The following is a 25,762-nucleotide window of genomic DNA, read 5'->3' on the forward strand; positions in this document are numbered from 1 at the left end:
GACTATACTTGATAAGTATAAAGAAGATAGTAGTGATTGTTATTTGTGCTGTTATTGTAGTTTTAGGTATTTGGGGATTAAAGTATTTAATATCTATACAACAATATCAAAAAATTATTAGTAATTTAAAGATTGACACTATAGATTTATCAAATATTCATGATGGAAAGTACACAGGTTCTTTTAATACTGAGTATGTTGGGGCGGAAGTTTCAGTTGTAGTTAAAGACAAAAAAATTACTAATATAACTTTATTAAATCATAAGAATGAAAGAGGTAAACCTGCAGAGGTTATTTTGCAAAATGTTGTGAAGGCTCAGAGTTTGCAAGTAGATACAGTTTCAGGAGCAACGAATAGCAGTAAGGTGATTTTAAAAGCTATTGAAAATGCATTAAATTCAGCAAAGTAATTAAGCAAGTGTTTAAATTAAAATAAACAAACTGGATATTGGCATTTATTTTTGTATAAATTTTTTTGATTATTAAAATTAGGTCAAATATATTTTGTGAAGTAATATTAACGTAAAAAAATATATTGAATTATAAAAATTTAAGATGCAGCCATAAATTTGGCTGCATTTTTTAGAAAATAATAATATAATTTTTAATTAAAAAATTCAATTATACCAAGAATTATAAGTAATATTCCTGAAAATAATGGCGCGTATCTGCCACAAAATGTTCCTAATATATTATTTCCTATGGATTTTCCAAGTATAATTATAAGAATACTAAATATGAATGTAGAAATTACTGTTATATTAATGTTTACTCCTGTTATACTGGCGGCTAAGCCAGTACCTAAGTTATTAAACATTAATCCAAGTCCTACAAAGGATGCTTCTTTTATATTCAAATCACCAGAATTATCTAAATCAGATTTTACAGCATACTCAGCCATATCTTTAGCATTTTTTAATGCAATATCATTTGCTTTGTTATTATTTATAATATTTAAAATGCTTTGGAACAAAAAATACATACCTAATAGGATAATAATTATTGCACCAAAAGAATTAGTTATTGATATTGGGAAAAAACTTGATATATAAATTCCAAGTGACATAGACAAAAAAGTTCCCATAGATGTTATAGTAGCAATTACAAGATTTGCAATTATGCCTATATTTATTTTTTTAATTCCATATGCGATACCTATAACTAAATTATCCAAATTTGATGATAGACTATATAATAATGCAGATAAAATTAATGCCATCTTGTACCCCCATCAAGGTTTATCTTTCAATATATGATAAAAAAATCAAAAAGTTGATCGAAAGTGATGGTAAATAAACAGTGTTATTTTTAGTTAAAGAAATTTCTAATATTTACAACATCCAAAACAAGCTGAAGTGAAAACTTTTTAATGAATTCAATTACTTGTACAGCACCAATTAAAACTTTTAATAAAACCAGAGGCTAATTGATACTTGGAAAATATATACTATTGCTTATTTCTGAATTCAAGTAAATTTCTTTTATTAGACACATTAAATTTCTTATATAAATTCTGAAGGTGTTTCTTTAAGGTGTAGCTGCTAATAAAAAGTTTGTCTGCAATTTGATCACTGTCCATATCTTCAAAGATAAGCTGCAAAACTTCCTCTTCACGATTTGTTAAATTATATTTTGAAGCAAGATGAGTTATTGAATAAGAGGTACTAGAAGAGTTTTTATCATCTTTTGTGTAGAACTCATAAAAGCGAAGATTTAAATGATCACTAAAAGCTTTAACAAGAAACATTTCGTCAGAAGTAAAATCTCCTTCTTCCCTTGAACGATAAATTGTTAGTACGCCTAAAAACAAATCATTATAGACTAAATTAAGTTGTATGGAATAGTGAAGTCCAAAAGGTTCATAACATTTTTTATAGAGTGCAGTTTTTATTCTTTCTTCATCTGGCATTAAATCACTTTCACGAATAAGTAAGCATTGTCCACTCAGCATTACCCAGCGAGTATAGTCTTCATCTTCATTTAAAAGATAATGTTTTTCAGTTTCTGAATAAACTTCAGGTACACAAATTGGCTCACAAAGCAGATTTTTTGAATCGGTATGATCAGCCATTAAAATACTTGAAGCAGTATTTGGAATTAGCATCTTAAGTAAATTTAAAAATGTAATCTTCATAGTATTAAAATCTGGGATACTATATATTTGATATATTATATTATTTACTAAGAGAAATTCGTTATTTTGCATAGTAATACCTCACTGTAATTATGAAATTATTAAAAATAGTTTATCACACTAGGTATTTATTGTACATATTAGTAAAAATGCTTAAATATTGAGAGCAGCATATACTAACTAAGAAAAAATCTACTTATAAAGGAGTATAAGTACTCTTAAAATAATTCAACAACAATACCTTAGTATAATTGTAATAAGTAGTAACCTTATTTTATAATAATATCAATAAGAGAAATATAGGAAATACAAAGGCGTATTAATGTTTTAACACTAACATAATACGCCATTTTAATTTTAGAAAGGAAGTACTTATTATGGAACAAAAAGCTCAAATTATTGAAGATTTAAAGAAGGTAATAGGATATATTAAGAGTGATGAACTAACAAATGAGGAAAAAGAAAAAATAACAAAGGACACGGTTAATTATTTTGATAATTATGTAAGTCCGGGCTGGCTGAAATATAGAAAATCTGTATCAACAAATGCAGCAGTTGTTGAGTGGACTGATAAAGGAGCTTATTGTACGGGATTATATGGAGAAGAGTTTATAGATTGTCTTGGTGGATTTGGAATTTACACCTGCGGACATAGAAATGATGAGATTCTTGACGTAGTAAAGGCTCAACTTGATCACCAAGCATTACATTCACAAGAATTACTAGATCCTTTAAGAGGGTATCTTGCAAAAGCTGTTGCAGATATTACACCTGGAGATTTAGAATACTGTTTCTTTACAAATGGAGGTGCAGAAGCAGTAGAGATGGCGTTAAAGCTTTCAAGAATTGCAACTGGTGGAAGATGGTATGTTTCAACTGTAGGAGCCTTTCATGGAAAATCTATGGGAGCTGTTTCTATGGGGGGAAAGAGTACTTATAGAGTCCCTTATACACCAATGGTACAACAAGTTCAACACGTTGAATATGGTAATGCTGAAGATATGAGAAAGGTAATAAGAAATCTTGTAGCAGTAGGAGAAAAAGTTGCGGCAGTAATAGTTGAGCCTATACAAGGCGAGGCAGGAATAATTATTCCTCCTGAAGGCTATTTAAAAGAAGTTAGAAAAATATGTGATGAATACGGGGTAGCATTAATCTTTGATGAAATTCAAACTGGTATGGGTAGAACAGGGACAATGTGGAGATGTGAAGCAGAAGGAGTAGTACCTGATATTATGACCTTTGGTAAAGCTTTTGGTGGTGGGATTATGCCAATCACAGGAATTATCTGCAGGCCAAAAATGTGGACACAAGAATTAATTGATAATCCATGGCTGCTAGGTTCTCCAACCTTTGGAGGAAATCCTGTATGCTGTTCTGCTGCTCTTGCAACTATAAAATATATGTTGGAAAATAATGTTCCAGGACAATGTAAAGAAAAAGGAGCATATTTAAAAGCAGGGTTAGAAAGATTATGGAAGAAATATCCTGAAGTAATTAATGAAGTTAGAGGAACGGGATTAATGCTAGCAGTAGAATTTTGTGAAAGTGAAGTTGGATATGACGTTGCAAAAGGTATGTTTAAGAGAGGCGTTATGACAGCTGGAACTTTAGTAAATGCAAAATGCATTCGCTTTGAGCCTGCGGCTGTAATAACAAAGGAAGATATGGACAAGGTTATAGAAAGAATGGATGCTGCTTTAGAAGATACTAAAAAGGAATTTAACTTATAAAGCATATTATTTGAAAGTTATAAGTCATAAAATTGAAAATTCCCCTTTTCAGTGAGTTATTTCTTTCTTTTATATGAATAAATTTTAGGTGAGAGATGTTATATATTTTTTATATAGCATCTTTTCTTCCATGTGAAGGAGTTATGTATATGAAACAATTTATATTATTTCCAGTAATATATAAATATGAGAATTGTGAAAGCTTTTGTAGAGAATTTCGAATTGGAAAAGGTGATTTAGTAATTACACATAAGAGGATTTATGATATTTATTTAAAATCAAATATAAAGGAAGCAGCGGTTTTGCTTAAAGAAAATTATGGGAATGGAAATGCATCGGATGAAATTGTTGAAGGAATGTATGAACATATAAAGCGAATAGCTTATGAACGAGTGATAGCTATTGGAGGTGGATCCATTTTAGATATCGGGAAGTTATTTGCTTTAAAGCACATTTCATCAGTACAGGATTTATATTTTCGTAAATTAGAAATTATAAAGGAAAAAGAACTCATATTAGTTCCAACAACCTGTGGCAGCGGAAGTGAAGCTACTAATGTTTCGAGCTTAGAATTGAAGGCGCAAAATCTTAAAGCAGTTTTAAAATCAGATGAATTATATGCAGATAGTGTTATTATAATTCCAGAAGTGTTGAAAAGCCTTCCTTTTGAAGCCTTTATTGCTAGTTCGAAAAAAGCCCTTACTAATGCTATAGATGCTCATTTATCACATAAAGCTACAACATACACTAAGATGTTTTCAAGGACAGCTATTGAAATAATATTGAATGGATATAAAAAGATTATAGCTGATGGAGAAAATACTACTAATACTTTACTAGATGAATTTCTTTTAGCAAGTAATTATGCTGGAATCGCTTTTGGAAATGTAAATGGTAACGAGGTTCAAAGTGAAATTATTCATCAAGGTTTTATGGGAATTAGTGAGTTATTAGCTAAAATAATGGGAGGAAATGGAGAGTGGACTTTTGATAATATAGAAACATTATTATTACAAATAAGTAGACTTTGACTATTGACTTGGAGTGAACTATAGATGTTATAATATCAAAAAAGGAGGTGATTTCCATGACAATAGCTGAAGTAAGTAGAAAATTTGAACTTACTCAAGATACCCTTCGTTATTATGAACGTATAGGGTTAATTCCAGAAGTTAATCGTAATAAAAGTGGAATTAGAGACTATAATGAGGAAGATTTGAGATGGGTAGAATTTATAAAATGTATGAGGAATGCTGGCCTCCCAATTGAAGTTTTGATTGAATATGTTACTTTATTTCAACAAGGAAATGAAACAATTGATGCAAGAAAAGAAATATTAAAAGACCAACGTGCTCAATTAGTACAAAAGATTGAAGATATGAAAAAAACCTTAGAGCGTTTAGATTATAAAATAGAGAGATATGAAAATGGTGAAGTTGCTAAAGACAGTATACTAATGAAACCAGAAAATTAGATTATTAATATCATGCATAGCTAAGTTATAAATTAAAACCTCTGTACACTTTGTTTGTATGCAAAAAGTGTTGGAGGTTTATATTTTTACAGCTAAAGAAGAAAATTGTATTAATTTGCAGTTAATTCAAAGTGATAGGATAGATATGTAGATTTATTAATAATTAAAGTATAGTTTAGGAGGAAATTTTAAAATATGAATAAGAAGGGAATTTTTATTGTAACACTAGCATTATTGCTATCAAATGCTATGGCTGGCTTAGATGGAACAATTGTAAACACGGCATTACCTGCAATTATAAGTGATTTACATGGAATTCAATACATGGGATGGATAGTAGCGGTCTTTTTATTGGGAATGGCCGTAGTAACTCCTCTTTGGAGTAAATTAGGAGAAAGGATTGGAAATAGAAAAACTTATCAAATAGCCACCTTATTGTTTGCAATTGGTTCAATATTTCAAGCATTATCAAGTGATATTATCTTTTTCCTGATTGCAAGAACTATAATGGGAATAGGAGCAGGTGGAATGAATACTATTCCATTTATCATTTATGCAGATTTATATACAGACTTAAGAAAGAGGGCAAAGGTTATTGGATATGCTACAGCAAGTTTTAGTGCAGCTGCTATTATTGGTCCGTTAATTGGTGGGTGGATAGTTGATACTTTCAGTTGGCATTGGGTATTTTATATTAATGTACCAATTGCATTAATCTCTATAGTGAGTGTTCAGTTTTTCTTTAAAGAGAGTAAAAGAATTTCTAAAGGTGAAAAAATTGATTATTTAGGTGCTGGAATTATGGTAATAAGTTTAGTTACACTTTTAACAGGAATTCAAATGATAGAGACAGCATCCATCAGTTTTGTTAGTATCATACTTATTGTAGGTCTAATTTTATTAATAATATTATTTAAAGTTGAAGAAAAGGCAGCTGATCCTATAATTCCTAATAGACTTTTTAAAAATGGTCCATTAGTAGTTGATTTCATGTTGTTTGCTCTTTTATGGGGAGCTTTTGTTGCTTTTAATATTTACATACCAATGTGGGCACAAGGATTACTAGGAGTAAGTGCTTTGATTGGAGGAGTGACTCAAATTCCAGGTTCTATTACGAATTTTGGAGGGTCAGTAATTGGACCAGCTATACAGCCGGCATTAGGAAAATATCGCACTATTGCTTTAGGAACATTAGCTTTTATAATTTCATTTGGCATCATGGTATTAGCTGGAATAACAATACCGATGTGGGGGTTATTAATAGCAGGAGCCTTTGAAGGTTTTGGTTTAGGTTTGAGCTTTAACATTTTACAAATAAGTGTACAGCAGGATGCAGAAAAACGAGATATTCCAATTGCAACATCGTTTGCATACTTATTACGTATTTTAAGTCAAACTTTTATGTCTTCAATATATGGAGTAATATTAAATAATGCTTTAAATAAAGGTGTTGCTGAAACTCATGGAGAAGTTACTATTGAAATGCTAAATAAATTAAGTGATTCACAAACATCAGGTGATTTACCAAAAAATTTATTACCACTTATGAAACAGATTATGTATGGTGGATTACATAATATAATGTTAGTTGCACTAGTTTTGTTAATTGTTGCTTTAGTTTTTAATGTTGGATTACAATTAAAAATACAAAAAAGGAAAGTTGCTTAAATGTTCTATATTAATATTTGCTTACTTAATTGAGAAAATTTCATAATTAAGTTACTTACTAATTTTTATCAATATATAGTAGATATAATTTGATTAACTATACTATATATTGAAGATTAATATTATTGATTCAAATTATTATTTAAAATCCTCAATTAAGTAAATAAAAGAACTAGCTACAGATATTTTAGAATAGTATTTGTGCTAGTTCTTTTATTTTAGGAATTTAATAAAAATATCATAAGTTATTTATGTAAATATCATTTTAAACAAATGTATGTAGATATTATTTAACATATCACTTATGTCCATTAACATTAAATATAATTAGTAAGTATTATTTAGCAAGTAATTTATTTGTTACCCAAGTTAAAGCAGCTTTGTTTACATCTTCGCCTTGATATCCATGTGGAGCTTTAGAGTTAGACATAAAAATATTTTCAATACCAGCTTTAATAAGCGCATCTCTAAGTCTTAAACTTTGTTGAATTGGTACTAAAGTATCATGTCCTCCATGTGCTATGAACATTGGTGGGTCATCTGAAGTTACATTATTTACAGGACTAGCAAGTTCAGCTAACTTAACTTTATCCCAATAAGGAGAATTAGTTTCATTTTTATCTCTGATTTCTCTAAGAACACCTATACCTTGTCCTTTTTGAGTAAATCCAAGTAGTTTAGATTCGTTTGAATCTGTAGAATCATGTGTTGCTACAGCATCTACATGAGATTGAAGTAATGGATCCATTTCATTTGACATTGTTAATAAATCGGTTGGACCATAAAAATCAACACAAGCCATTACTTTACTTGAATAATCAAGGTTACCACCCTCATCTCCTTCAAGTTCTTTTATATCACCAGTAGTAGCAAGCTCAGCAGCTAAATGTGCACCAGCAGAAGTACCGCATACTGCAATTTTATCTGGATCAAGACCATATTCTTTTGCATGTGCACGTATATATCTTATAGCACCTTTAACATCATAGATTTGTGCTGGAAAAGCAGCTTCTGAATTTAAACGATAATCTATAGACACAAAAGCAATTCCGTTATTTAATATACTTTTAAAAATTTTGTATGAAGATGTATTATCACCAGACATTTGGCCAGTAGGTTGACCTGCTTGATTTTGTGCAGGGGCTTTTGGAGCATTTGAATCTTTAGGTGCATCATCACCTTGATAATCACTCATAGCCCAACCACCACCATGAATGTATACAAGTACAGGAGTTGCTTCAGTTTTAACTTGTGGTTTAAAGATGTTCATTTTTAAATCTTTTTTATCTCCATTATCATTATTAACAGAAGCAAAAACAACGTCTTTATATGTAGGGGCTATGCTTGTTTGATCTGTAGATGAAGATGTTGCAGTCGTTGCAGCAGTTGTTTTTTGTGAGCAACCAGATAAAGGTAGTGCAAAAGTTGCTGTTAGTAAAAGTGTAAGTGATATAATTTTAATTTTTTTATTCATATTTTTCCTCCTAATATTTGTAAATAGCCATGGTTTTGATACTTTAAACAATATTGTTATAACTTATTTTTCTTCAGATTGAAATTTGATCAAGTTATCTAAAGTCCTTTTTAGGAAACTTTCATACAAGACTACTTCATCATCAGTAAAGCCATCATAAAATATTTCACCAGCTTCATCTATAATACTCTTGTTTAAATTTACAAGGAATTCATCTCGATTTACAACTTTAACAATAGTTTTACGTTTATCAGTTTCACATGGAATTAATTTAATATGATCAGCTTTTTCAAGTTTAGAAAGTGTACTTGTTAAAGTTGATTTTTGAAGATGAGTAATTCTTGTAATATCTTTTATAGATATTTGATCTTTTTGCCAAAGTAAAAACAAGAGTCGTGATTGTGCAGCGGTTAAAGTATCAACATTTGATTCACGATGTTTTTTTGATAAGATCCTATCCAGTGATGCATCTATTGATGCGGATAATAAAACAGAAGCTCCTTTTATAATATTCATTTTTACCTCCATATTTCAAAAAAATAGTTTGAATATTTTGATTCAAGTTTCTAGTTATATACTGAAAAATATAGTTAGTTATAAGTCATATATTTTTTATGTTAATATTTTTAAGTTAGACATTTATTTATAATTTAGTAATTTTGTCATACTATAAAGTTTTGAGTAAAATATAGATAAATTGATTATAAAGTTAAAAAAATATTTATCTATTGTATAAAGTTAATAATTATTTTAATAATAAAGAGTACTATGGAGTAGATTTTTTTAGGAGTGATTGTATGACAGAGTATATTAAAGTTAAAAGAGCTGGATTAAATCTAGCAGGAATAATCGAAAAACCAGAACTTAAAGATGGAGAAAAATGTCCACTAGTTATTATTATGCATGGTTTTACATCGGATTATCAGTGTCCTCTTCTTGTTAAGATATCAGATGAATTACTTAAAAATGGTATTGCATCTTTAAGATTTGATTTCAATGGACATGGGGAAAGTGATGGATTATTTGAGGATATGACAGTTATGAGTGAAGTTGAGGATGCTAGGGAAATTTTACGCTATGCAAAGAAGCTTGATTTTGCAGAAAGTATTAGTATCCTTGGACATTCACAAGGAGGTGTAGTGGCTGGGATGGTTGCAGGGTATTATCTAGATGATATTACTTGCCTTGTGCAAATGGCGCCAGCTGCAACTTTAAAGGATGATGCAATAAAAGGAACGCTAATGGGTGTAGAATATAATACTAAGCATATCCCAGAATATGTTGAATTTGATAATAAACGCTTAGGAAGTCTATACTTTAGAATAGCACAACATCTTCCAATATATGAAGTATCATCGCAGTATAATGGGCCTGTAAGTCTTATCCATGGAACAGAAGATGGTGTGGTTAGTTGTAATGCATCTAAAAAATACCACGAAGTATATGCAGATAGTGAATTACATTTGCTTGAAGGAGAAGATCATAGCTTTTTGCATAATATGGATAAAGCTGTAGCTATTGCAGTAGATTTTATTGGGAAAAAATTAAAATAGTTTTTGTACAGCTTAGTTTACATATCAAACTAAGCTGTAATTAGTTATACTTTATTATATAATATTAAGTAATTTAGTAGAATAGGAGCCATACTTATGAATATAAATGAGTTAATAATATACAATAAAACAATTCCTAAAAGAGAAGCAATTTATGTGAATTACCCAAGTAACTTATCACAAGAATTATGCACTTACCTTTCTCAAAAAGGCATTGAAAAGTTATATTGTCACCAAGCTGAAATGTTTGAAAAAGCAGATGAGGGGAATAATATTGTAATAACTACATCTACAGCTAGTGGAAAGACTCTAAGTTTTTTGCTGCCAGTTATTCAAGAAATTTTATCAAATCCTCTAGCAAGAGCAATTTTTATATATCCTACAAAAGCACTTGCAAGTGATCAATACCGTGCAATACTGCCATACTTAGAATATTTCGGAGCTAATAGAATTTCGGCAGGAGTCTACGATGGAGATACGCCTGTAAATGAACGAAGCAGAATTAGAAAAAATGCAAATATAATTTTAACTAATCCAGAAATGATTAATGCTGCATTTTTACCGAATCATAGTAAATTTGGTTTTGAATTTATATTTTCTAACTTAAAATATGTAGTAATTGATGAACTGCACACGTATAGAGGAGCCTTTGGATCACATCTTGCTAATGTATTTAGAAGACTTGGAAGAGTATGCAGGTATTATAATTCAGTACCGAAGTATTTATGTAGTTCGGCAACAATAGCAAATCCAGTTGAACTTGCAGAAGAAATCTGTGGACAGAAATTTATTGAGGTTCATAAAGATGGCTCTCCAGCTCCAAAGAAAAATTTCAAGCTTGTCCAACCACCTAAGATTATGGGCAATGATAAAAAATATTATGGACAGTTGCAATCAACTTCAGTTGCTGCTGAGTTAATACCTGATTTAGTGGAAAATGATAATAGTTTTATTGCCTTTGCTAAATCAAGAAGGAATGTGGAAGTAATCTTAAAGGAAGCAAGAGATAAGCTAGAAACAGAAGTTTTTTTTGGTGGATCTTTAAAAGATAAAATATCTGGATATAGGGGAGGCTATACTCCACTAGAACGTAAAGAAATTGAAAATAAAATGATTACAGGAGTTTTAAGAGGACTTGTATCAACAAATGCCTTAGAACTTGGAATAGATATAGGAAAGATTGACACTACAGTTATTGTTGGATATCCAGGAACTAGGGCATCCTTTTGGCAGCAAAGCGGAAGAGCTGGTAGAAGTGGAATGGAAAGTACAAATTATCTGATTTTTGATAATCTGCCTTTTGATCAATATATAGCAATAAATCCTGACTGGCTCTTTGAAGGAGGAAGTGAAAATGCAGTTATTGATAAGAATAACTTATTAATAGAGCTTGCTCATATACGTGCTGCAGCTGCAGAAATACCATTGACCTTAGATGATATAGATGTCTTTCCTGATCTTGGAGAGACTATTCCTGTTTTAATTAGAGCAAGTGAATTAGCTAATCAAAGTGGAAAATTTGCATGGTGTGGAAACTCATTTCCAGCAGGAGATTTTAGTTTAAGGAATATAGATAAAAAAAGATATAAACTTATCAATAAAGAAAATAATAAAGAAATTACTGAAATGGATGAAATGCAGGCCTTCCGCGAAGTTCATAATGGCGCAATCTACATGCATGATAGTGTTCAATATCAGGTGGTAAAACTTGATTTAGAAAGTAGAACTGCTTTTGCAATTCCTTTTAATGGCAATTATTATACTATGCCAGGAGGTATTACAAATATCAGAATAATTCAAGGCAGCAAGGATGTAGATTATGAGAGAACTAAAGTTACCTTTGGAGATGTAAATGTTGATGATATAGTTTATATGTATAAAAAGCTTCAATTTCATAATCATCAAAATTTAGGTTTTGAGCAGTTAGATAAACCTTTATCAAAGGATTTTGATACAGAAAGCACCTGGATAAAAATTCCTGAAAATGTTGTCAATGTATATAGAAGACTGCTTCAAGAAAGTCAAAATGGAATGATTATAAGAAATAATCATTTTGAAGGTGTGTGTTTTGCTATAAAAAATGCAACAATGATGGCTACTATGACAGAGCAAGAGGATATTGGAGTTACAATGTCTAATAATGCAGTAGAAATACGTGAAAATTATGATAGAGAAGTATACATGTTTGTTTATGATAAATATGTAGGTGGTCTTGGATATGCAGAAAAAGTATTTGACTTAATTGCAGATATTATTAAAGAAGCAATTAAAATGGTCAGTGGCTGCAAATGTGATAATGGCTGCGCTGCTTGTATTGGGGATTATCAGTTAAATAAGGCTATGGTTCTATGGGGATTAAAGAATTTATTAGAAGAAATAGAAGCACCTAAAGATATTAAGTTAATAGAATATGCACCATCAACTTTCATTAGAAAGCCATTTAAATTTGTAGAGTTACAAGAAAAATGGAAAGAATTCTGTGAATATATTAAAGAAAATGGAGATAGCTTTGGAAAATTCTTGAGCACAATTCCAGTGGTTGAAATAGAAAATCGTACTTTAATCCTAGTTTTGAATAATACTTTTTATAAAGAATGGGTAATGGAAGAAAGTAATAAAAAGAGCATAATAAACATTATTTCCTTTAATACCGATGCTCCAGTAGGAATTGAGTTGCGAGTAAGAATTGAAAAAATAGAAGAAGACAGAAACAATGTGAAAAATAAATTACAAAGAAGATATAGAGATCTTGTGGAATAGGAGGGCATCATGCATTATGAAAAAGATTTAGAAAGATTAAATGAATACCAAAGAGAAGCAGTCCTTGATGAAAGTGATGCATGTGTTGTAAATGCTAATGTTGGAAGTGGAAAAACAACAATCTTAATTTCAAAGATTATATACCTTCACTATGCAAAAAATATTAGTTACAAAGATATGATAGTGCTAACTTTTACTAATAAAGCAGCAAATGAAATTAGAGAAAGGTTACTGGTTTCTGATAGTACTATAAAGCCTGAAGAGTTAGAGGGATTTGGAACTTTTCATAGTGTTGCTCTTAATTTGCTTAAAAATAAATTTTCAATTGAAGAAATGGGATATACAAAGGATTTTCTAGTAATAGAGCCTGAGGAAGAGTTAGATATTGCTCTGCAGATAATACAGGAAGAAAAGCTTAAAATTAAATATAAAAATAGATTAAAAAAGCGATTAGAAAAGGCTATGTCTATTGAAGAGGAAGAAGAAAAGACTTCGCCTTATGATGATGATATATTTAAGTTGGCCAACTTGTTAAAAGAAGAAAAGATAAAACAAAACAAGATGTCCTTTTTAGATATATTGAAAAATGCCACTACTTTATTAGAAGATAATAAGCTTTCATCAAAGTGGATTATAATAGATGAAGTGCAAGATAGTGATAAAATCCAGCTTGATTTTATAGATAAACTAAAAGGTGAAAATACAAAATTATTTGCAGTAGGTGATCCAAATCAAGTTATTTATACTTGGAGAGGGAGCTCCTTAAATGTGGTTTACACTTTAAAGCATAAATATAATGCAAAAGAGTTATCACTTCCAATAAATTATCGCTCCAACAGTTTTATTTTAAGTGCAGCAAGATATTTTCAGCAAAGTGGAAATGAATTAATAGGAGCCAGAGAAGCTGGAAATAAGATAAAAGTGAAAAAGCAATACAATTCCTTTAATGAAGCATGTTATCTTGCAGATAAAATCAAGGAAATACATAAATCGGGTGTTTCATATAAGGAAATAGCAGTTTTTTATAGATTACAGGAACAATCGCAAGCTTTCGAAGACGTATTCTTTAAAAATGATATTCCATATGAAGTATCTTTAAAGAAAACTATACGAGATATTCCAGTCTTAAATTGGGTGATTAAATTATTTAGATTTTGTGTAAATAATAATGATTTTACATCAGGAGTTTATGTTCTTAGTGATAAAGAGTATGGTGAAAGAATGACAGAAAAAACTGCTAAGATAATAGTTAAAGAACAGAATACAATAAGGTCAGAGTTACTTTTTAAAATGCATGAATTCATTAATACCTGTTCTGAACCTAAAGATTCAGAACAGCTTTATAATTATTTTGAATTTGATAAATATATAAAACCAACATCATCTACTTATACTGAAGATAAAGAATCAATTTGCACACTTATAAATATTATTATAGAGTATGTTAAGGAAAAACATATGCCATTTATATCTGGTCTTAAAGATTTTATAAATTCTTCTGCATTATATGGCGTGAATATCTTAAAAAAGGATATAAATAATGAAGCAGATTCGGTTAAATTAATGACGCTACATGCTTCGAAGGGGTTAGAATTTTCTTATGTGTTTATTACAGGGGTAAATTATGGACTAATTCCACTACAGACTAGAGATTTTGAGGAAGAAGAGGAAATGAGATTGTTTTTTGTTGGGATTACAAGAGCAAAAGATTATCTAGAACTTTCTTATTATACAAATCCAGATTACAAAAAAGTAGCACCTGGAGAAAGCAGATATATTCGTATGATTCCAGAAAAGCTTATAGAAAATGATGAAGTTAAAAATGAAAGTGTAAATTTACAAGAACTTAAGAAACAGATTATAGAGGCAAGAAAAATTATTAAGAATAATGATGCTGAAATTGAAAAAAGCAGAGTGAGTGAAGAAAATAAGGAAGAAATAATAGCTTTAAAAAAACAAAAAGAAGAAAAACTATTTACTGAAGGCCAGCGAGAAGATAATATACTTATTTCAGAAAATGAAGAGCCATTGATGGATGTTAAAGTAAATAGAGAGGTATATTTAACAGATAAAGTTAATGAAGAGGAATCTGTGGTTAATGAAATAGTAAGAGATGCGTCATCTAAACAGGTGACTCACAAAAAATATGGAACAGGAAAAGTTTTAAAAGAAGATGAAATGATGATAGAAGTAGAGTTTGAAAATTATGGAATTAAGGAATTTATAAAAGCTTTTAGTGAATTCGACTTTCTATAGATATTATTTAAATATGGGAGACTATTTTGTATATAATTTTATTATGATTATAACTAAGCATTAATCAGTGGATTTCAGCCAAAGTTGATATGTTCTAAATAATTATTTTTATCAATATAAAAAGATTGTAGAGAAAAATATTGTTTTTTAGACAAAAAGAATGACTTACTCGGGGGAATAAGTCATTAAAAAAATTACAGAATTAAAAATTAGGGTTAAATTAATTATAAAATACAACAAATATTTTGGCAAAACATTTCATAATTTATATTATTACTAAACTTTACAAAAAAACTCAACAAGCGATATCGTAAAATGTTGAAATTAATAATAAAGTATTAAAATAGAGAAAAAAAAGCAGTAATGAGTAAAATGAAAATAAGTGAGAATTATGATAAAAAATAGTAAAATTAAGGTGGGTAAAAAATACTATGAGAGGTGTGATTTTATGCAAATGTTATGGGACAGTAAATTAGCAGTTGGTGTCGATAAAATTGATAATCAACACAAGGAATTATTCAACAGGATGAATAGCCTAATGGATGCAATGAAAGAAGGTAAAGGAAAAAATGAGGTTATGGGAACGTTGAAATTTTTAGAAGAATATGCCAATAGACATTTTTCAGATGAAGAAGAACTTCAAAGGAAAAATAATTATCCGAAATTTGAAATTCAACATAAAGAACATGAAGAATTTAAAATGGCGCTAAAGGATTTAAGAATGAAGTTAGAAGAACAAGGGGTATCTGCAATGCTTGCTATTAATTTGCAACAAAGCATGTGTGGCTGGTGGAAAAAGCATATTAAAGAATTAGATATGGATTTAGGAAAATATCTAATGAGTGTATAATATAATTTTATAATTGTAAATGTATTCAAAAGAGGGCTGGCATAATTCTCTAGATAGTTATTCTTTCATGAAAAGATAACTTATTATAATACATATAAGTTATCTTTTTGAATAGTTATTTGTTGAGAAATAAATGGGAATAATAAAAATAAATTAGGGAATTCAAGGGAAGGGAATGTTATTTAATGATGTATTTATAGGGAATTGTAAATATAAATGGGGGAAGTATATGAGAGTTTTATGTAAAAGATGTGGTTTAAATTGCCATTTGGATGAATATAAGGAACGATTAGATAGTATAATGGTCAAAAAAAATTATAACTTATTAAATGATGAGGTTATTTCATTAAGCGAATTTCTTGATGATTTGGTTTATAATTGTGTATATTGTGAAGAAGATAGGCCTTATTTAAAGGGAAAAGTTTCAAATGAAAATTTATATTATTACGGGAATAATCATTTGTTTATTAATTTATATTTATATATAATGGATGAAATAAGAAATAAAAAGATTATATATATATGTACTGAACAAAATGTATATGAGAGATTAATAGAAATCTTATTAATTAATAGGGTTGCCATTGATAATGTGAAATTTAAATCATTACAAGAGGTAACATTAGAAAATAAAGATTTAAAGCATGTTAACCTAGAAAAAGAAGTAAGAGATTTTTTTCACCATGATGATAAGAAATATAATGGGATTAGTTGGATAGTTGATCCTCTATATATAAGAAATTCCACAACTCAGAAAAACTATTTTGATTTAAATAATAAAATTCATGAATACATAAAAAATATAAATTTAAATATTTTATTTATATATGATGCTTATGAAAGTATGCATAGAATGAAAATGGCAATACCTGGGGAAATGGAAAAATACTTGAAGTTTTTAAGTGATAAAAGTTTTAGTGTGGAACGAGTGAGTGGAAGAATTATATAATTAAGGATTTCTTGAAAAAATAGCTTAATATTAAAATGGAAATAGGTATTATGGATTATTAAGAAAATAAATCCGAATACCTATTTTTAATTGCAAAAATTCTAGCTAATAATTTATAAGTGAAATATGATTGGGTGGTACTTCATTAATTACTGTTGAACAATTATATAAAAGTAATTCATTTTGATAAGCAACAATATACTTGTCCAAATTTTGAGATAAAGAAACTATAAATTTATTGGTTGGGCATAAGCTAAATAACAAAAGATTTAGCAAGAACTTTCTTAATGAGATTTTATTTCTTAGTCTAAATAAATTATAATTAGTCATAATAACACCTCTTCCTATTCATTTTTACTTTATCTGTAAATATATTGTAATATATATTTGTAATTGTTTTCAAATATAATCGTAATACAAATTGTCTTATGTGGTTACATAATTTTTATTAATATGATATTATTTTCAAAAATAGAATTAATTAGTGAATAAATTATAGGTAATAGTTTTATAATTTAGAGTGTGTTTATTAATTAATTATAATTAATAAATTATAAAGAGATGAAAGGAGAAATCTTATGAGTAGCAGGGAAATAAGTCAAAAAGATGTGGAAATGCTTATTGAAATACAAAAGAAATATTTCGATACACATATTACAAAGGATATTAAATTCAGAATTGAGCAATTAAAGATTTTAAAAGCTGGAATAAAAAAATATGAAGACGAAATTTCAGAAGCACTTTATAAAGATCTTGGTAAGCATAAGAATGAAGCCTATATGACTGAAATTGGATTTTGTTATCACAGTATAGAATTTGCAATAAAAAATTTGAAGAAATGGGCTAAGCCAGAAAAAAGAAAGACTCCAATTTACTTAATGCCTGCAAAGAGCTATATTGTCAATGAGCCATATGGAATAGTACTTATAATAGGACCATATAATTATCCGTTTCAATTACTTATTGAACCGTTAGTAGGTGCAATAGCTGCTGGAAATACAGCAATTATAAAAGCGTCTGAAATGGCACCTAATATTTCAATGGTTGTCAAAAAACTTTTTAATGAGACATTCTGCAAAAATTATATAGTATGTGTGGAAGGAGCAATAGAAACAAATATATCATTAATAAATGGAAAATTTGATTACATCTTTTTTACAGGAAGCACTGCTGTGGGAAAAATAGTTATGGAGGCAGCCGCGAAAAGTTTAATCCCAGTTACTTTAGAACTAGGAGGGAAAAGCCCAGTTATTGTAACTGAAAGTGCAAATATAGAACAGGCTGCAAAAAGAATTATCTGGGGAAAGACAATTAATGCAGGCCAAACCTGTGTGGCACCAGATTATGTATTAGTACATGAAAAGGTAAAAGATGAACTTATTAAAGAAATGAAGAAGGCCCTTAATAAATATTTTGGAGAGAATATTGAAAAGAGCGAATCATTTGGAAGAATTATTAATGAAAAACATTTTAAACGGATTAAAGCAATGATTGAGAGAGATAAAGAGGGAATCGTATTTGGAGGAAATTGTCTAGAAGAACAAAAGTACATCGAACCAACGTTAATAGAAATATTTTCATGGCAAGCAGCGACTATGAATGAAGAAATATTTGGGCCTGTGCTACCAATTATGACATTTAGAGATATAGATTTAGTTATAAAGGCGATTAGAAAGTTGCCTAAACCTTTGGCACTTTATTTGTTTACTAAAAATAAAGTAGATGAAAGTAAAGTTATAAAAGAGATAAGTGCTGGAAATGTATCTATAAATGATACAATCTCTCATGTTGCAAACCCATATCTTCCATTTGGGGGTGTTGGTAACTCAGGAATTGGTTCTTATCATGGAAAGGATAGTTTCCTAACATTTTCACACAGAAAAGGAATATTAAAAAAACATTCTGGAATAAGCAATTCGGTTCAGTATCCAGCTTTTACTGAGAAGCAATTAAATCTTATTAAGAAAATTTTTAAATAATAGATTCAATTAGATTGATTTTAAATGGACGCTTGTGATATTTATAATTATGTTATAATTAAGTAAGATTAAGAATAAATAACTTGTTATATATTAAGCATTCTACGCAAATGAAAGGAATGATAAAAATGCACGAAGTAACAATGTGTCAAAGTTGTGGATTACCGTTTAATGAAGAGCATAAACATTTTATAGGAATAGAACAAGATGGAACTAAAAGTATCTATTGTACAAATTGTTATAGAAATGGGGAGTTTATCCATCGTAATATATCGATGGAAGAAATGATCGAGTTACTTATTCCTATTTTAGGCAGGGAAATTGGGGAAGAGAAAGCAAGAAAAGAAATGACAACTTTATTTCCGACTCTTGAGCGCTGGAAATAGTGGTCTTAAATAATTATATTTCTTTATAGTATTTTATAATTACTATGAAATTAACACAGACAATAAAAAACTGAAAATGACAGGATTAAATAATTTCATAGATATAGAATATTATTGAGAGGTGAAATTAATGGAATGGATTGGAGCACTTAAAGTTGCAATTAAGTATATGGAAAAACATTTGTTGGAAAATATTAATGCAGATGAAGTAGCTGATTCTGTATATATGTCGCCATTTTATTTACAGAAAGGGTTTAAGATTATGACAGGATACTCAATAGGTGAGTATATTAGATGTCGAAGACTTTATATGGCAGCATTAGATGTTCTAGCAGATAAAGAAAAAATTATAGAACTTGCATACAAGTATGGTTACGACACTCCAGAAAGTTTTACAAAAGCATTCTCCAGGTTCCAGGGGGTATCTCCAAAACAAATAAAAGGAGATGCAAAAAAAATACGAACATTTTTACCTCTTAAAATTAATGTATCAATTAAAGGAGGAAATGATATGGATTATGTAGTGGAAAAGATGAATAAAATGAAAGTGATAGGATATGAGAGGGACTTCTCATATGAGGCAGCCTATCAAGAAATTCCAAAGTTTTGGAGTGAGTTTTGTGATAGTTGTACAAACGGAAAAGATAGTGAAGATAAACAAAAAGCCATTGAAGAATGTTCTATTGGAGAGTTTGGAATCTGCATTGAAGATGATGATAAGCAAAATGGATTTCATTATATGATTGCAGGAAAGTACAATGGAATTAATGTACCTGAAGGAATGAAATTATATGAAATTCCTACACTTGAATGGGCAAAGTTCAAATGTACTGGCCCTATGCCAGGAGCACTACAATCTGTAAATACTCAAATCTTTAAAGAATGGCTTCCGGGTAATCCTGATTATGAAATTGCAGCCGGAATGAATATTGAGTGGTATTCCAAAGGGAACTCAAATTCGTTTGATTATGAAAGTGAAATTTGGATACCAGTTAAGAAAAAGTAGAAAAAATATGATAGCAAAATCCTAATTACTAATTGTGATTAGGATTTTTGTTTTGTTAAATAAAAAATTTCTTGAAAAATACGCATTATAAAATAATAAGATTTTAATCTAATTTTAATCTTTCTTATATTTTAGATTAATTTTTACTAAGTATTATATAAGCAAGATAAACAAAAAATATGGAGGTTGATTAATATGGAAAGAAATGAAATGATTAAAATTTTGATGGAAAAGGCTAAAATAAGTTATGAAGAGGCAGAAAAAGTTTTAATACAATGTGATTGGGATCTTTTAGATTCTATAATTTATTTAGAAAGAAACGGCAAAATTGAAAATGATGCTACAAATACTATAATAACAGTAGAAAATGAAAATAAAAAAGAAAGTGAGGAAAAGGAAAAGATGAAAAGTGGAGGTATTGGTGAAATCTTTGGCAGAATCTTTAAGTTTATAGGTAAAGTAATAAGTAAAGGTAATGACAACTACTTTGAAATCAAAAAAGAAAATAAAAAACCTATAAAGATATCTTTAACTATATCGGCACTATTATTGATAGTTGCATTTTGGCCAGTTGGAATATTATTAGTAATTGGTTTATTTACAGGATATAAATATTCTTTAACAGGTCCAGACATTTGTAGTGATAAGGTTAATGAAGTTTTATACAAAGCGTCTGAATCAGCTGATAATGTAAAAAGTGATTTTAAAGAAAGTTATAAGGGATAGAATTAAGTGTTCAACTAATAGAGGTTTTGAGATTATTCGAAACCTCTTATTTATATTAAAAGCTTAAGAAAAATGGTATAATTTATAAGATAGATATGGAGGAATAAATATGGAAGAGCATAAGCTTATAGAAAGATTAACGAAAGAAACTAATATAAGTTATGAAGATGCAAAAATTGCCCTTGAAATATCAAATTGGGATGTTTTGGATGCAGTTATATGTTTAGAAGAGAAGGGTAAGATCCAAAGACCTTCTAGTAGCATATTTTATACCAATGAAAATAAAGGGAATTATAATCGTAACGAAATAACTAATATACAGCAGCAAGAAAACAAACAAAATTGGAAAAAGAGGGAGCATAATTTTGAAGGTTTTTTTGTAAAAGTATGCAAGTTAATTGATACTTGTAATAATATTTTTCTTGAAATAAGAAAAGAGAATAAAACTTTTCTTAGAATTCCTATTACAGTAATTCTTGTATTGGTAGTGTTTGCTTTTTGGATTTTTATTCCTTTATATATATTAGGTCTTTTCTTTGATATAGATTTTTCACTTTCAGGACAAAGAATAGAAATCAATAAAATCAATCAAGTTCTCAAAGCTATATCATTAAATGTGAAAAGGTTAAAAGATAAATTTAAGAAAGGATATTAAGATGGTTAAGATTTTAATTGTTGAAGATGATGAAAAACTGGCAAGATTTGTAGAATTAGAGTTAGTACATGAAGGCTATGAAATATTAAAAGCAGATAATGGAAGAACTGGTCTTGAAATTGCAGAAAATGGGCAAGTCGATTTAATTCTTTTAGATATAATGATTCCAGAAATAAATGGCTTGGAAGTATTACGTAGAATAAGAAAAGCTTCAGATCTGCCTGTAATAATGTTAACTGCCAGAGATGCTGTTATGGATAAGGTTTCAGGACTTGATGCAGGTGCAGATGATTATATAACAAAGCCTTTTGCAATAGAAGAGTTATTGGCTAGAATAAGAACAGCATTAAAGAGACGAAGAGGCAGTGAAAAAATAGATTCTGATATAATAAGCTGTGGATTATTATCTCTTGATAAGATAAGGCATAAGGTTATGTATGACAATAAAGAAATAGAATTAACAAACAGAGAATTTATGTTATTAAAAATTTTATTGGAAAATAAGAATATAGTACTAAGTAGAGATATACTAATGGAAAAAGTATGTGGCTATGATTTTATTGGAGAAACTAATGTAATAGATGTTTACATAAGATATTTAAGAACTAAAATAGATGACATCTTCAAAATAAAGATAATTTCTACAGTGCGTGGAGTAGGGTATGTTATAAAAGATGAGTAAGGAAAATAAAACAAAGAATGTAACATCTATTGCAATAAAACTTAATTCTATTTTTGTGAGAAAATTATTTGTTAAATTTTTATGGATAGATATATTTTTAATAGTATTTCTTATTGTTTATTGGTGTATAGATAATGAAATTAACTATTATGGAAACTTTATAATGAATGCCAGAAGAATATTTAACTTTTTTCCTTTAGAAAATTCAAATTATACTGTGATTTGGGATAATGGCAAAGTTATGGTTAAAGATGCAAGTAGTTTTTTATACATGGTTCAAAGAGTACTTGGAGCTATAGGGATTATAGAAGGACTATTTGTATTAAAGGAAATTGTTTTTGGAACAATAAAGATAAGAAAAACTCTAAAGCCTCTTGATGAAATGGCTAAAACTGCAAGCAGACTTAGCAATATGAATTTTGATGAAGAGAAATTTCAAAATCTTGAAGAAGCTATTTCTAAAATTAGTTCAGTAACTTCAAATGAAAGAATTTATACTGGAGACAGTGAGCTGCATGGATTGGAAGATGCTATAAATAATCTTTTGGAAAGAATGAGAGATTCCTATAGGCAGCAGGCTAGGTTTGTTTCTGATGCATCTCATGAACTTAGGACACCTATTTCAGTAATTCAAGGCTATGCGAATATGTTGGATCGTTGGGGAAAAAATGATGAAAGTGTATTAAATGAATCTATTGCTGCTATAAAAAGCGAAGCTGAAAATATGAAGAATTTAGTTGAACAGCTACTATTTTTAGCTAGAGGAATTAATGGTACTACGCAGATTGACTATAAAGAATTTTTACTAAATGATATGATTAATGAAGTATTAGAAGAGTCGAAAATGATAGATGAAAAGCACGTATATAGATATGATAATTCAGAAAAAATTATAGTATATGGAGACTTTGGCTTACTTAAGCAGGCAGTAAGAATATTAATTGAAAATGCTGTTAAGTATACTGAAGAAAATGAAGTTATAACATTAAAAACGGGAAAAAATGAAAAAGGAGAATCTTACATTTCTGTTCAGGATAATGGTATAGGGATGGGTGAAGAAGATATACCGCATATATTTGAACGATTTTTTAGAGCTGATACAGCAAGAGTTAGAAAGAATGGTGGAACTGGATTAGGATTGTCTATAGCGAAATGGATTATAGATGGGCATAAAGGATATTTTTCTGTATTAAGCAGGAAAGGTATAGGAACTAGAATAACAATATTTTTACCTAAAAATTAAATATATGATTTTTAACTAAGGCATGTTAAAATTAAAACAAATAAAACATTGGAGGAAGAAATATGAAACAACTTGATATAGGAAAAAGTGGGTTAAAAACATCTGAATTAATTTTAGGATGTATGAGAATTGCTAACCTTTCAGCAGATGAAGTTAAACAATTAGTAGAAACTGCAATTGAATGTGGTATTGACTTATTTGATCATGCTGATATTTATGGTGGTGGAAGAAGTGAGGAACTTTTTGGAGAAATAATGACTTCTTCACTAAGGGATAAAATCAAAATTCAAACAAAATGTAGTATAAGAAAAGGATATTATGATTATTCAGCAGAACATATTCTTACTTCTGTTGATGGTAGTTTAAAACGTTTAAATACAGATTATGTAGATACGTTGCTGCTTCATAGACCAGATACACTTATGGAGCCAGAAGAAGTTGCTTATGCTTTTGATAAATTACATAGTAGTGGAAAGGTTAAAAATTTTGGTGTAAGTAATCATAATTCAATGCAGATAGAATTATTACAAAAATATACGAATCATAAGATTATAGTTAATCAAATGCAGCTTAGTATTACTAATACTGGTATGATTGATTCAGGACTAAATGTAAATACTCAAGATGAGAGAGCAATTGATCGTGATGGTAGTATTTTAGAATATTGCCGTTTAAAAGATATAACTATTCAAGCTTGGTCGCCATTCCAATATGGCTTTTTTCAAGGCACTTTTTTAAATAATGATAAATTTCCTGAATTAAATAAGGTACTTGATAGAATTGCTAAAGAAAAGGGCGTATCAAATTCTGCCCTAGCAATTGCATGGATTTTAAGACACCCAGCTAAAATTCAGCCTATAATTGGATCTACAAATAAAAGCAGATTAAAAGATATTTGTACTGCTACTAATGTTACCCTATCTAGAGAAGAATGGTATGAAATTTATCTTTCAGCAGGTAACAAATTGCCATAAATATTTACATTGACTTTAAAAGAAAAGTTTAGTACAATTTTATAAATTAATAATTAAAATTAATTGTAGCTTCGTATAACTCCAATAATATGGTTTGGAGGTCTCTACTAGGAACCATTAATTCCTAATTACGAAGAAGATATATCTATTATGATATGTCTTCTTTGTGATTAGGAATTTTTTTATGAATAAATATACAAAAAGGAGAATAACATGAAATTTTTTGATTTACCAAAAATTGATTTACACTGTCATCTAGATGGGAGTCTTAGACCTGAAACAATAATATCTATAGCAAAGGAAGAAAATATTGATATTCCATCTTTTGATATAAATGAAATTAAGAAGCAAGTAATTGTTCCTCTTGAATGTCCATCTCTTAATGAATATTTGAAGGCTTTTATGATTCCTAATATGGTAATGCAATCAAAGGAAAGTTTAAGAAGGGTGACTTTTGAACTTTTTGAAGATGCAGCAAAGGAAAATGTAAAATACATGGAAGTTAGGTTTGCACCAGTTCTTCATACAGTGAAAGGGGTGGAAATTGAAGACATAATCCAAAGTGTATTAGAAGGAATTCGTGAGGCAGAAGATAAATATGAGATAAATGGAAATTTAATATTATCTTGTATGAGAAATATGTCAGCAGATATTGCAAGGGAAGTAATTGAAAAGGGAAGGAAGTTTTTAGGTAAGGGTGTAGTAGCAGTAGATTTATGTGCAAATGAAGAAGAGGGTTTTTGCGAAAAATTTCTGGAACCAATAAGTTTAGCACGAAAATATGGATATAAAGTTACAATTCATGCAGGTGAAACTGGAATAGGTAAAAATGTATTAGATGCAGTAGAACTATTGGGAGCAGAAAGAATAGGACACGGCATCTTTATAAAAGATCATATGGAAGCTTATAAAATAGTAAAGGATAAAAATATTGTATTAGAAATGTGTCCAACAAGTAATGTACAAACAAAAGCAGTTAAAAACTTTAGTGAGCATCCAATATATAATTTTCATAAAGATGGGATTAAGGTGACAGTAAACACAGATAACAGAAGCGTTTCTAATATTAACATGAAAAAAGAATTTGAGATAGTATCAAAGGAATTTAATATTAGCAGTGAAGATTATAAACATATTTATTTAAATGCTATCAAAGCAAGTTTTGCTGATTTTAAAATTAAAGAGAAATTAAAAAAATTTTTATATCAAATCAAATAAATATTTCTATTATCTTATGATAATACTACTATTATGTTATAT

General features: G+C 29.0%; 24 protein-coding genes and 1 riboswitch. Of the genes, 19 read left to right on the forward strand and 5 right to left on the reverse strand.

The window, feature by feature from the left end; translation table 11 throughout:
• Positions 1 to 8 precede the first annotated feature (8 nt).
• Positions 9 to 410 (forward strand): FMN-binding protein, encoded by a 402-nt coding sequence (locus CSPA_RS14285; RefSeq protein WP_015393017.1) that lies wholly within the window; start codon positions 9 to 11, stop codon positions 408 to 410.
• Between the two features lie 194 nt (positions 411 to 604).
• On the opposite strand, the gene CSPA_RS14290 is transcribed toward CSPA_RS14285, so the two are convergent.
• Both CSPA_RS14290 and CSPA_RS14295 read right to left on the reverse strand, forming a co-directional pair.
• On the reverse strand, positions 605 to 1,219 hold the full coding sequence (locus tag CSPA_RS14290; RefSeq protein WP_015393018.1) for an MntP/YtaF family protein: 615 nt from the start codon (positions 1,217 to 1,219) through the stop codon (positions 605 to 607).
• A 228-nt stretch (positions 1,220 to 1,447) separates the two neighbouring features.
• Positions 1,448 to 2,206 (reverse strand): helix-turn-helix domain-containing protein, encoded by a 759-nt coding sequence (locus CSPA_RS14295; protein WP_015393019.1) that lies wholly within the window; start codon positions 2,204 to 2,206, stop codon positions 1,448 to 1,450.
• A gap of 305 nt (positions 2,207 to 2,511) precedes the next feature.
• Here CSPA_RS14295 and CSPA_RS14300 point away from each other — a divergent pair, with 305 nt between their 5' ends.
• From CSPA_RS14300 to CSPA_RS14315, 4 genes are all read left to right on the forward strand, one after another.
• A complete protein-coding gene (locus CSPA_RS14300) occupies positions 2,512 to 3,867 on the forward strand; it encodes a putrescine aminotransferase (RefSeq protein WP_015393020.1) in 1,356 nt (451 codons plus the stop codon).
• Between the two features lie 149 nt (positions 3,868 to 4,016).
• Complete coding sequence (locus CSPA_RS14305; protein WP_017810607.1) at positions 4,017 to 4,898, forward strand: iron-containing alcohol dehydrogenase; 882 nt, start codon at positions 4,017 to 4,019, stop codon at positions 4,896 to 4,898.
• A gap of 56 nt (positions 4,899 to 4,954) precedes the next feature.
• A complete protein-coding gene (locus CSPA_RS14310; RefSeq protein ID WP_015393022.1) occupies positions 4,955 to 5,341 on the forward strand; it encodes a MerR family transcriptional regulator in 387 nt (128 codons plus the stop codon).
• Positions 5,342 to 5,536: 195 nt separating this feature from the next.
• Positions 5,537 to 7,009: an MFS transporter gene (locus CSPA_RS14315; protein ID WP_015393023.1), complete on the forward strand. Its 1,473-nt coding sequence runs from the start codon at positions 5,537 to 5,539 to the stop codon at positions 7,007 to 7,009.
• A 337-nt stretch (positions 7,010 to 7,346) separates the two neighbouring features.
• Here the strand turns inward: CSPA_RS14315 and CSPA_RS14320 are convergent, their stop codons facing one another.
• Complete coding sequence (locus CSPA_RS14320) at positions 7,347 to 8,483, reverse strand: alpha/beta hydrolase (protein WP_015393024.1); 1,137 nt, start codon at positions 8,481 to 8,483, stop codon at positions 7,347 to 7,349.
• Positions 8,484 to 8,546: 63 nt separating this feature from the next.
• Positions 8,547 to 9,011 (reverse strand): MarR family winged helix-turn-helix transcriptional regulator, encoded by a 465-nt coding sequence (locus CSPA_RS14325; RefSeq protein WP_241393397.1) that lies wholly within the window; start codon positions 9,009 to 9,011, stop codon positions 8,547 to 8,549.
• A 269-nt stretch (positions 9,012 to 9,280) separates the two neighbouring features.
• Between CSPA_RS14325 and CSPA_RS14330 the strand changes: the two genes are divergently transcribed.
• From CSPA_RS14330 to CSPA_RS14350, 5 genes are all read left to right on the forward strand, one after another.
• A complete protein-coding gene (locus tag CSPA_RS14330) occupies positions 9,281 to 10,036 on the forward strand; it encodes an alpha/beta hydrolase family protein (RefSeq protein WP_015393026.1) in 756 nt (251 codons plus the stop codon).
• Between the two features lie 96 nt (positions 10,037 to 10,132).
• A complete protein-coding gene (locus CSPA_RS14335; protein WP_015393027.1) occupies positions 10,133 to 12,796 on the forward strand; it encodes a DEAD/DEAH box helicase in 2,664 nt (887 codons plus the stop codon).
• A 9-nt stretch (positions 12,797 to 12,805) separates the two neighbouring features.
• Positions 12,806 to 15,052, forward strand: coding sequence for an ATP-dependent helicase (locus CSPA_RS14340; RefSeq protein ID WP_015393028.1), 2,247 nt, complete (start codon positions 12,806 to 12,808; stop codon positions 15,050 to 15,052).
• 448 nt (positions 15,053 to 15,500) lie between these two features.
• On the forward strand, positions 15,501 to 15,902 hold the full coding sequence (locus CSPA_RS14345) for a bacteriohemerythrin (protein ID WP_015393029.1): 402 nt from the start codon (positions 15,501 to 15,503) through the stop codon (positions 15,900 to 15,902).
• A gap of 229 nt (positions 15,903 to 16,131) precedes the next feature.
• On the forward strand, positions 16,132 to 16,851 hold the full coding sequence (locus CSPA_RS14350; RefSeq protein WP_042314704.1) for an MEDS domain-containing protein: 720 nt from the start codon (positions 16,132 to 16,134) through the stop codon (positions 16,849 to 16,851).
• Positions 16,852 to 16,956: 105 nt separating this feature from the next.
• Here CSPA_RS14350 and CSPA_RS14355 read toward each other — a convergent pair whose 3' ends face one another.
• Complete coding sequence (locus tag CSPA_RS14355; RefSeq protein WP_015393031.1) at positions 16,957 to 17,181, reverse strand: hypothetical protein; 225 nt, start codon at positions 17,179 to 17,181, stop codon at positions 16,957 to 16,959.
• 248 nt (positions 17,182 to 17,429) lie between these two features.
• Here CSPA_RS14355 and CSPA_RS14360 point away from each other — a divergent pair, with 248 nt between their 5' ends.
• From CSPA_RS14360 to add, 9 genes are all read left to right on the forward strand, one after another.
• Positions 17,430 to 18,830: an aldehyde dehydrogenase gene (locus CSPA_RS14360; protein WP_015393032.1), complete on the forward strand. Its 1,401-nt coding sequence runs from the start codon at positions 17,430 to 17,432 to the stop codon at positions 18,828 to 18,830.
• Positions 18,831 to 18,958: 128 nt separating this feature from the next.
• Complete coding sequence (locus tag CSPA_RS14365; RefSeq protein ID WP_015393033.1) at positions 18,959 to 19,216, forward strand: zinc ribbon domain-containing protein; 258 nt, start codon at positions 18,959 to 18,961, stop codon at positions 19,214 to 19,216.
• 130 nt (positions 19,217 to 19,346) lie between these two features.
• Positions 19,347 to 20,222 carry an AraC family transcriptional regulator gene (locus CSPA_RS14370; RefSeq protein ID WP_015393034.1) on the forward strand — a complete coding sequence of 292 codons (876 nt, stop codon included), beginning with the start codon at positions 19,347 to 19,349 and terminating at the stop codon, positions 20,220 to 20,222.
• Positions 20,223 to 20,417: 195 nt separating this feature from the next.
• Positions 20,418 to 20,948: a DUF4342 domain-containing protein gene (locus CSPA_RS14375; RefSeq protein ID WP_015393035.1), complete on the forward strand. Its 531-nt coding sequence runs from the start codon at positions 20,418 to 20,420 to the stop codon at positions 20,946 to 20,948.
• A gap of 109 nt (positions 20,949 to 21,057) precedes the next feature.
• Positions 21,058 to 21,603: a UBA domain-containing protein gene (locus CSPA_RS14380; RefSeq protein ID WP_015393036.1), complete on the forward strand. Its 546-nt coding sequence runs from the start codon at positions 21,058 to 21,060 to the stop codon at positions 21,601 to 21,603.
• 1 nt (position 21,604) lies between these two features.
• Positions 21,605 to 22,285, forward strand: coding sequence for a response regulator transcription factor (locus CSPA_RS14385; RefSeq protein ID WP_015393037.1), 681 nt, complete (start codon positions 21,605 to 21,607; stop codon positions 22,283 to 22,285).
• A complete protein-coding gene (locus tag CSPA_RS14390) occupies positions 22,278 to 23,528 on the forward strand; it encodes a sensor histidine kinase (protein ID WP_015393038.1) in 1,251 nt (416 codons plus the stop codon). The genes CSPA_RS14385 and CSPA_RS14390 overlap by 8 nt, the downstream gene beginning before the upstream one ends.
• Positions 23,529 to 23,590: 62 nt before the next feature.
• Positions 23,591 to 24,502 (forward strand): aldo/keto reductase, encoded by a 912-nt coding sequence (locus CSPA_RS14395; protein ID WP_015393039.1) that lies wholly within the window; start codon positions 23,591 to 23,593, stop codon positions 24,500 to 24,502.
• A 51-nt stretch (positions 24,503 to 24,553) separates the two neighbouring features.
• A riboswitch (purine riboswitch) is annotated at positions 24,554 to 24,653 on the forward strand.
• A 62-nt stretch (positions 24,654 to 24,715) separates the two neighbouring features.
• Positions 24,716 to 25,720, forward strand: coding sequence for an adenosine deaminase (gene add, locus CSPA_RS14400; protein WP_015393040.1), 1,005 nt, complete (start codon positions 24,716 to 24,718; stop codon positions 25,718 to 25,720).
• Positions 25,721 to 25,762: the final 42 nt, after the last annotated feature.

Origin of the sequence: Clostridium saccharoperbutylacetonicum N1-4(HMT) (assembly GCF_000340885.1) — a bacterium.
GTDB classification, from domain to species: domain Bacteria; phylum Bacillota; class Clostridia; order Clostridiales; family Clostridiaceae; genus Clostridium; species Clostridium saccharoperbutylacetonicum.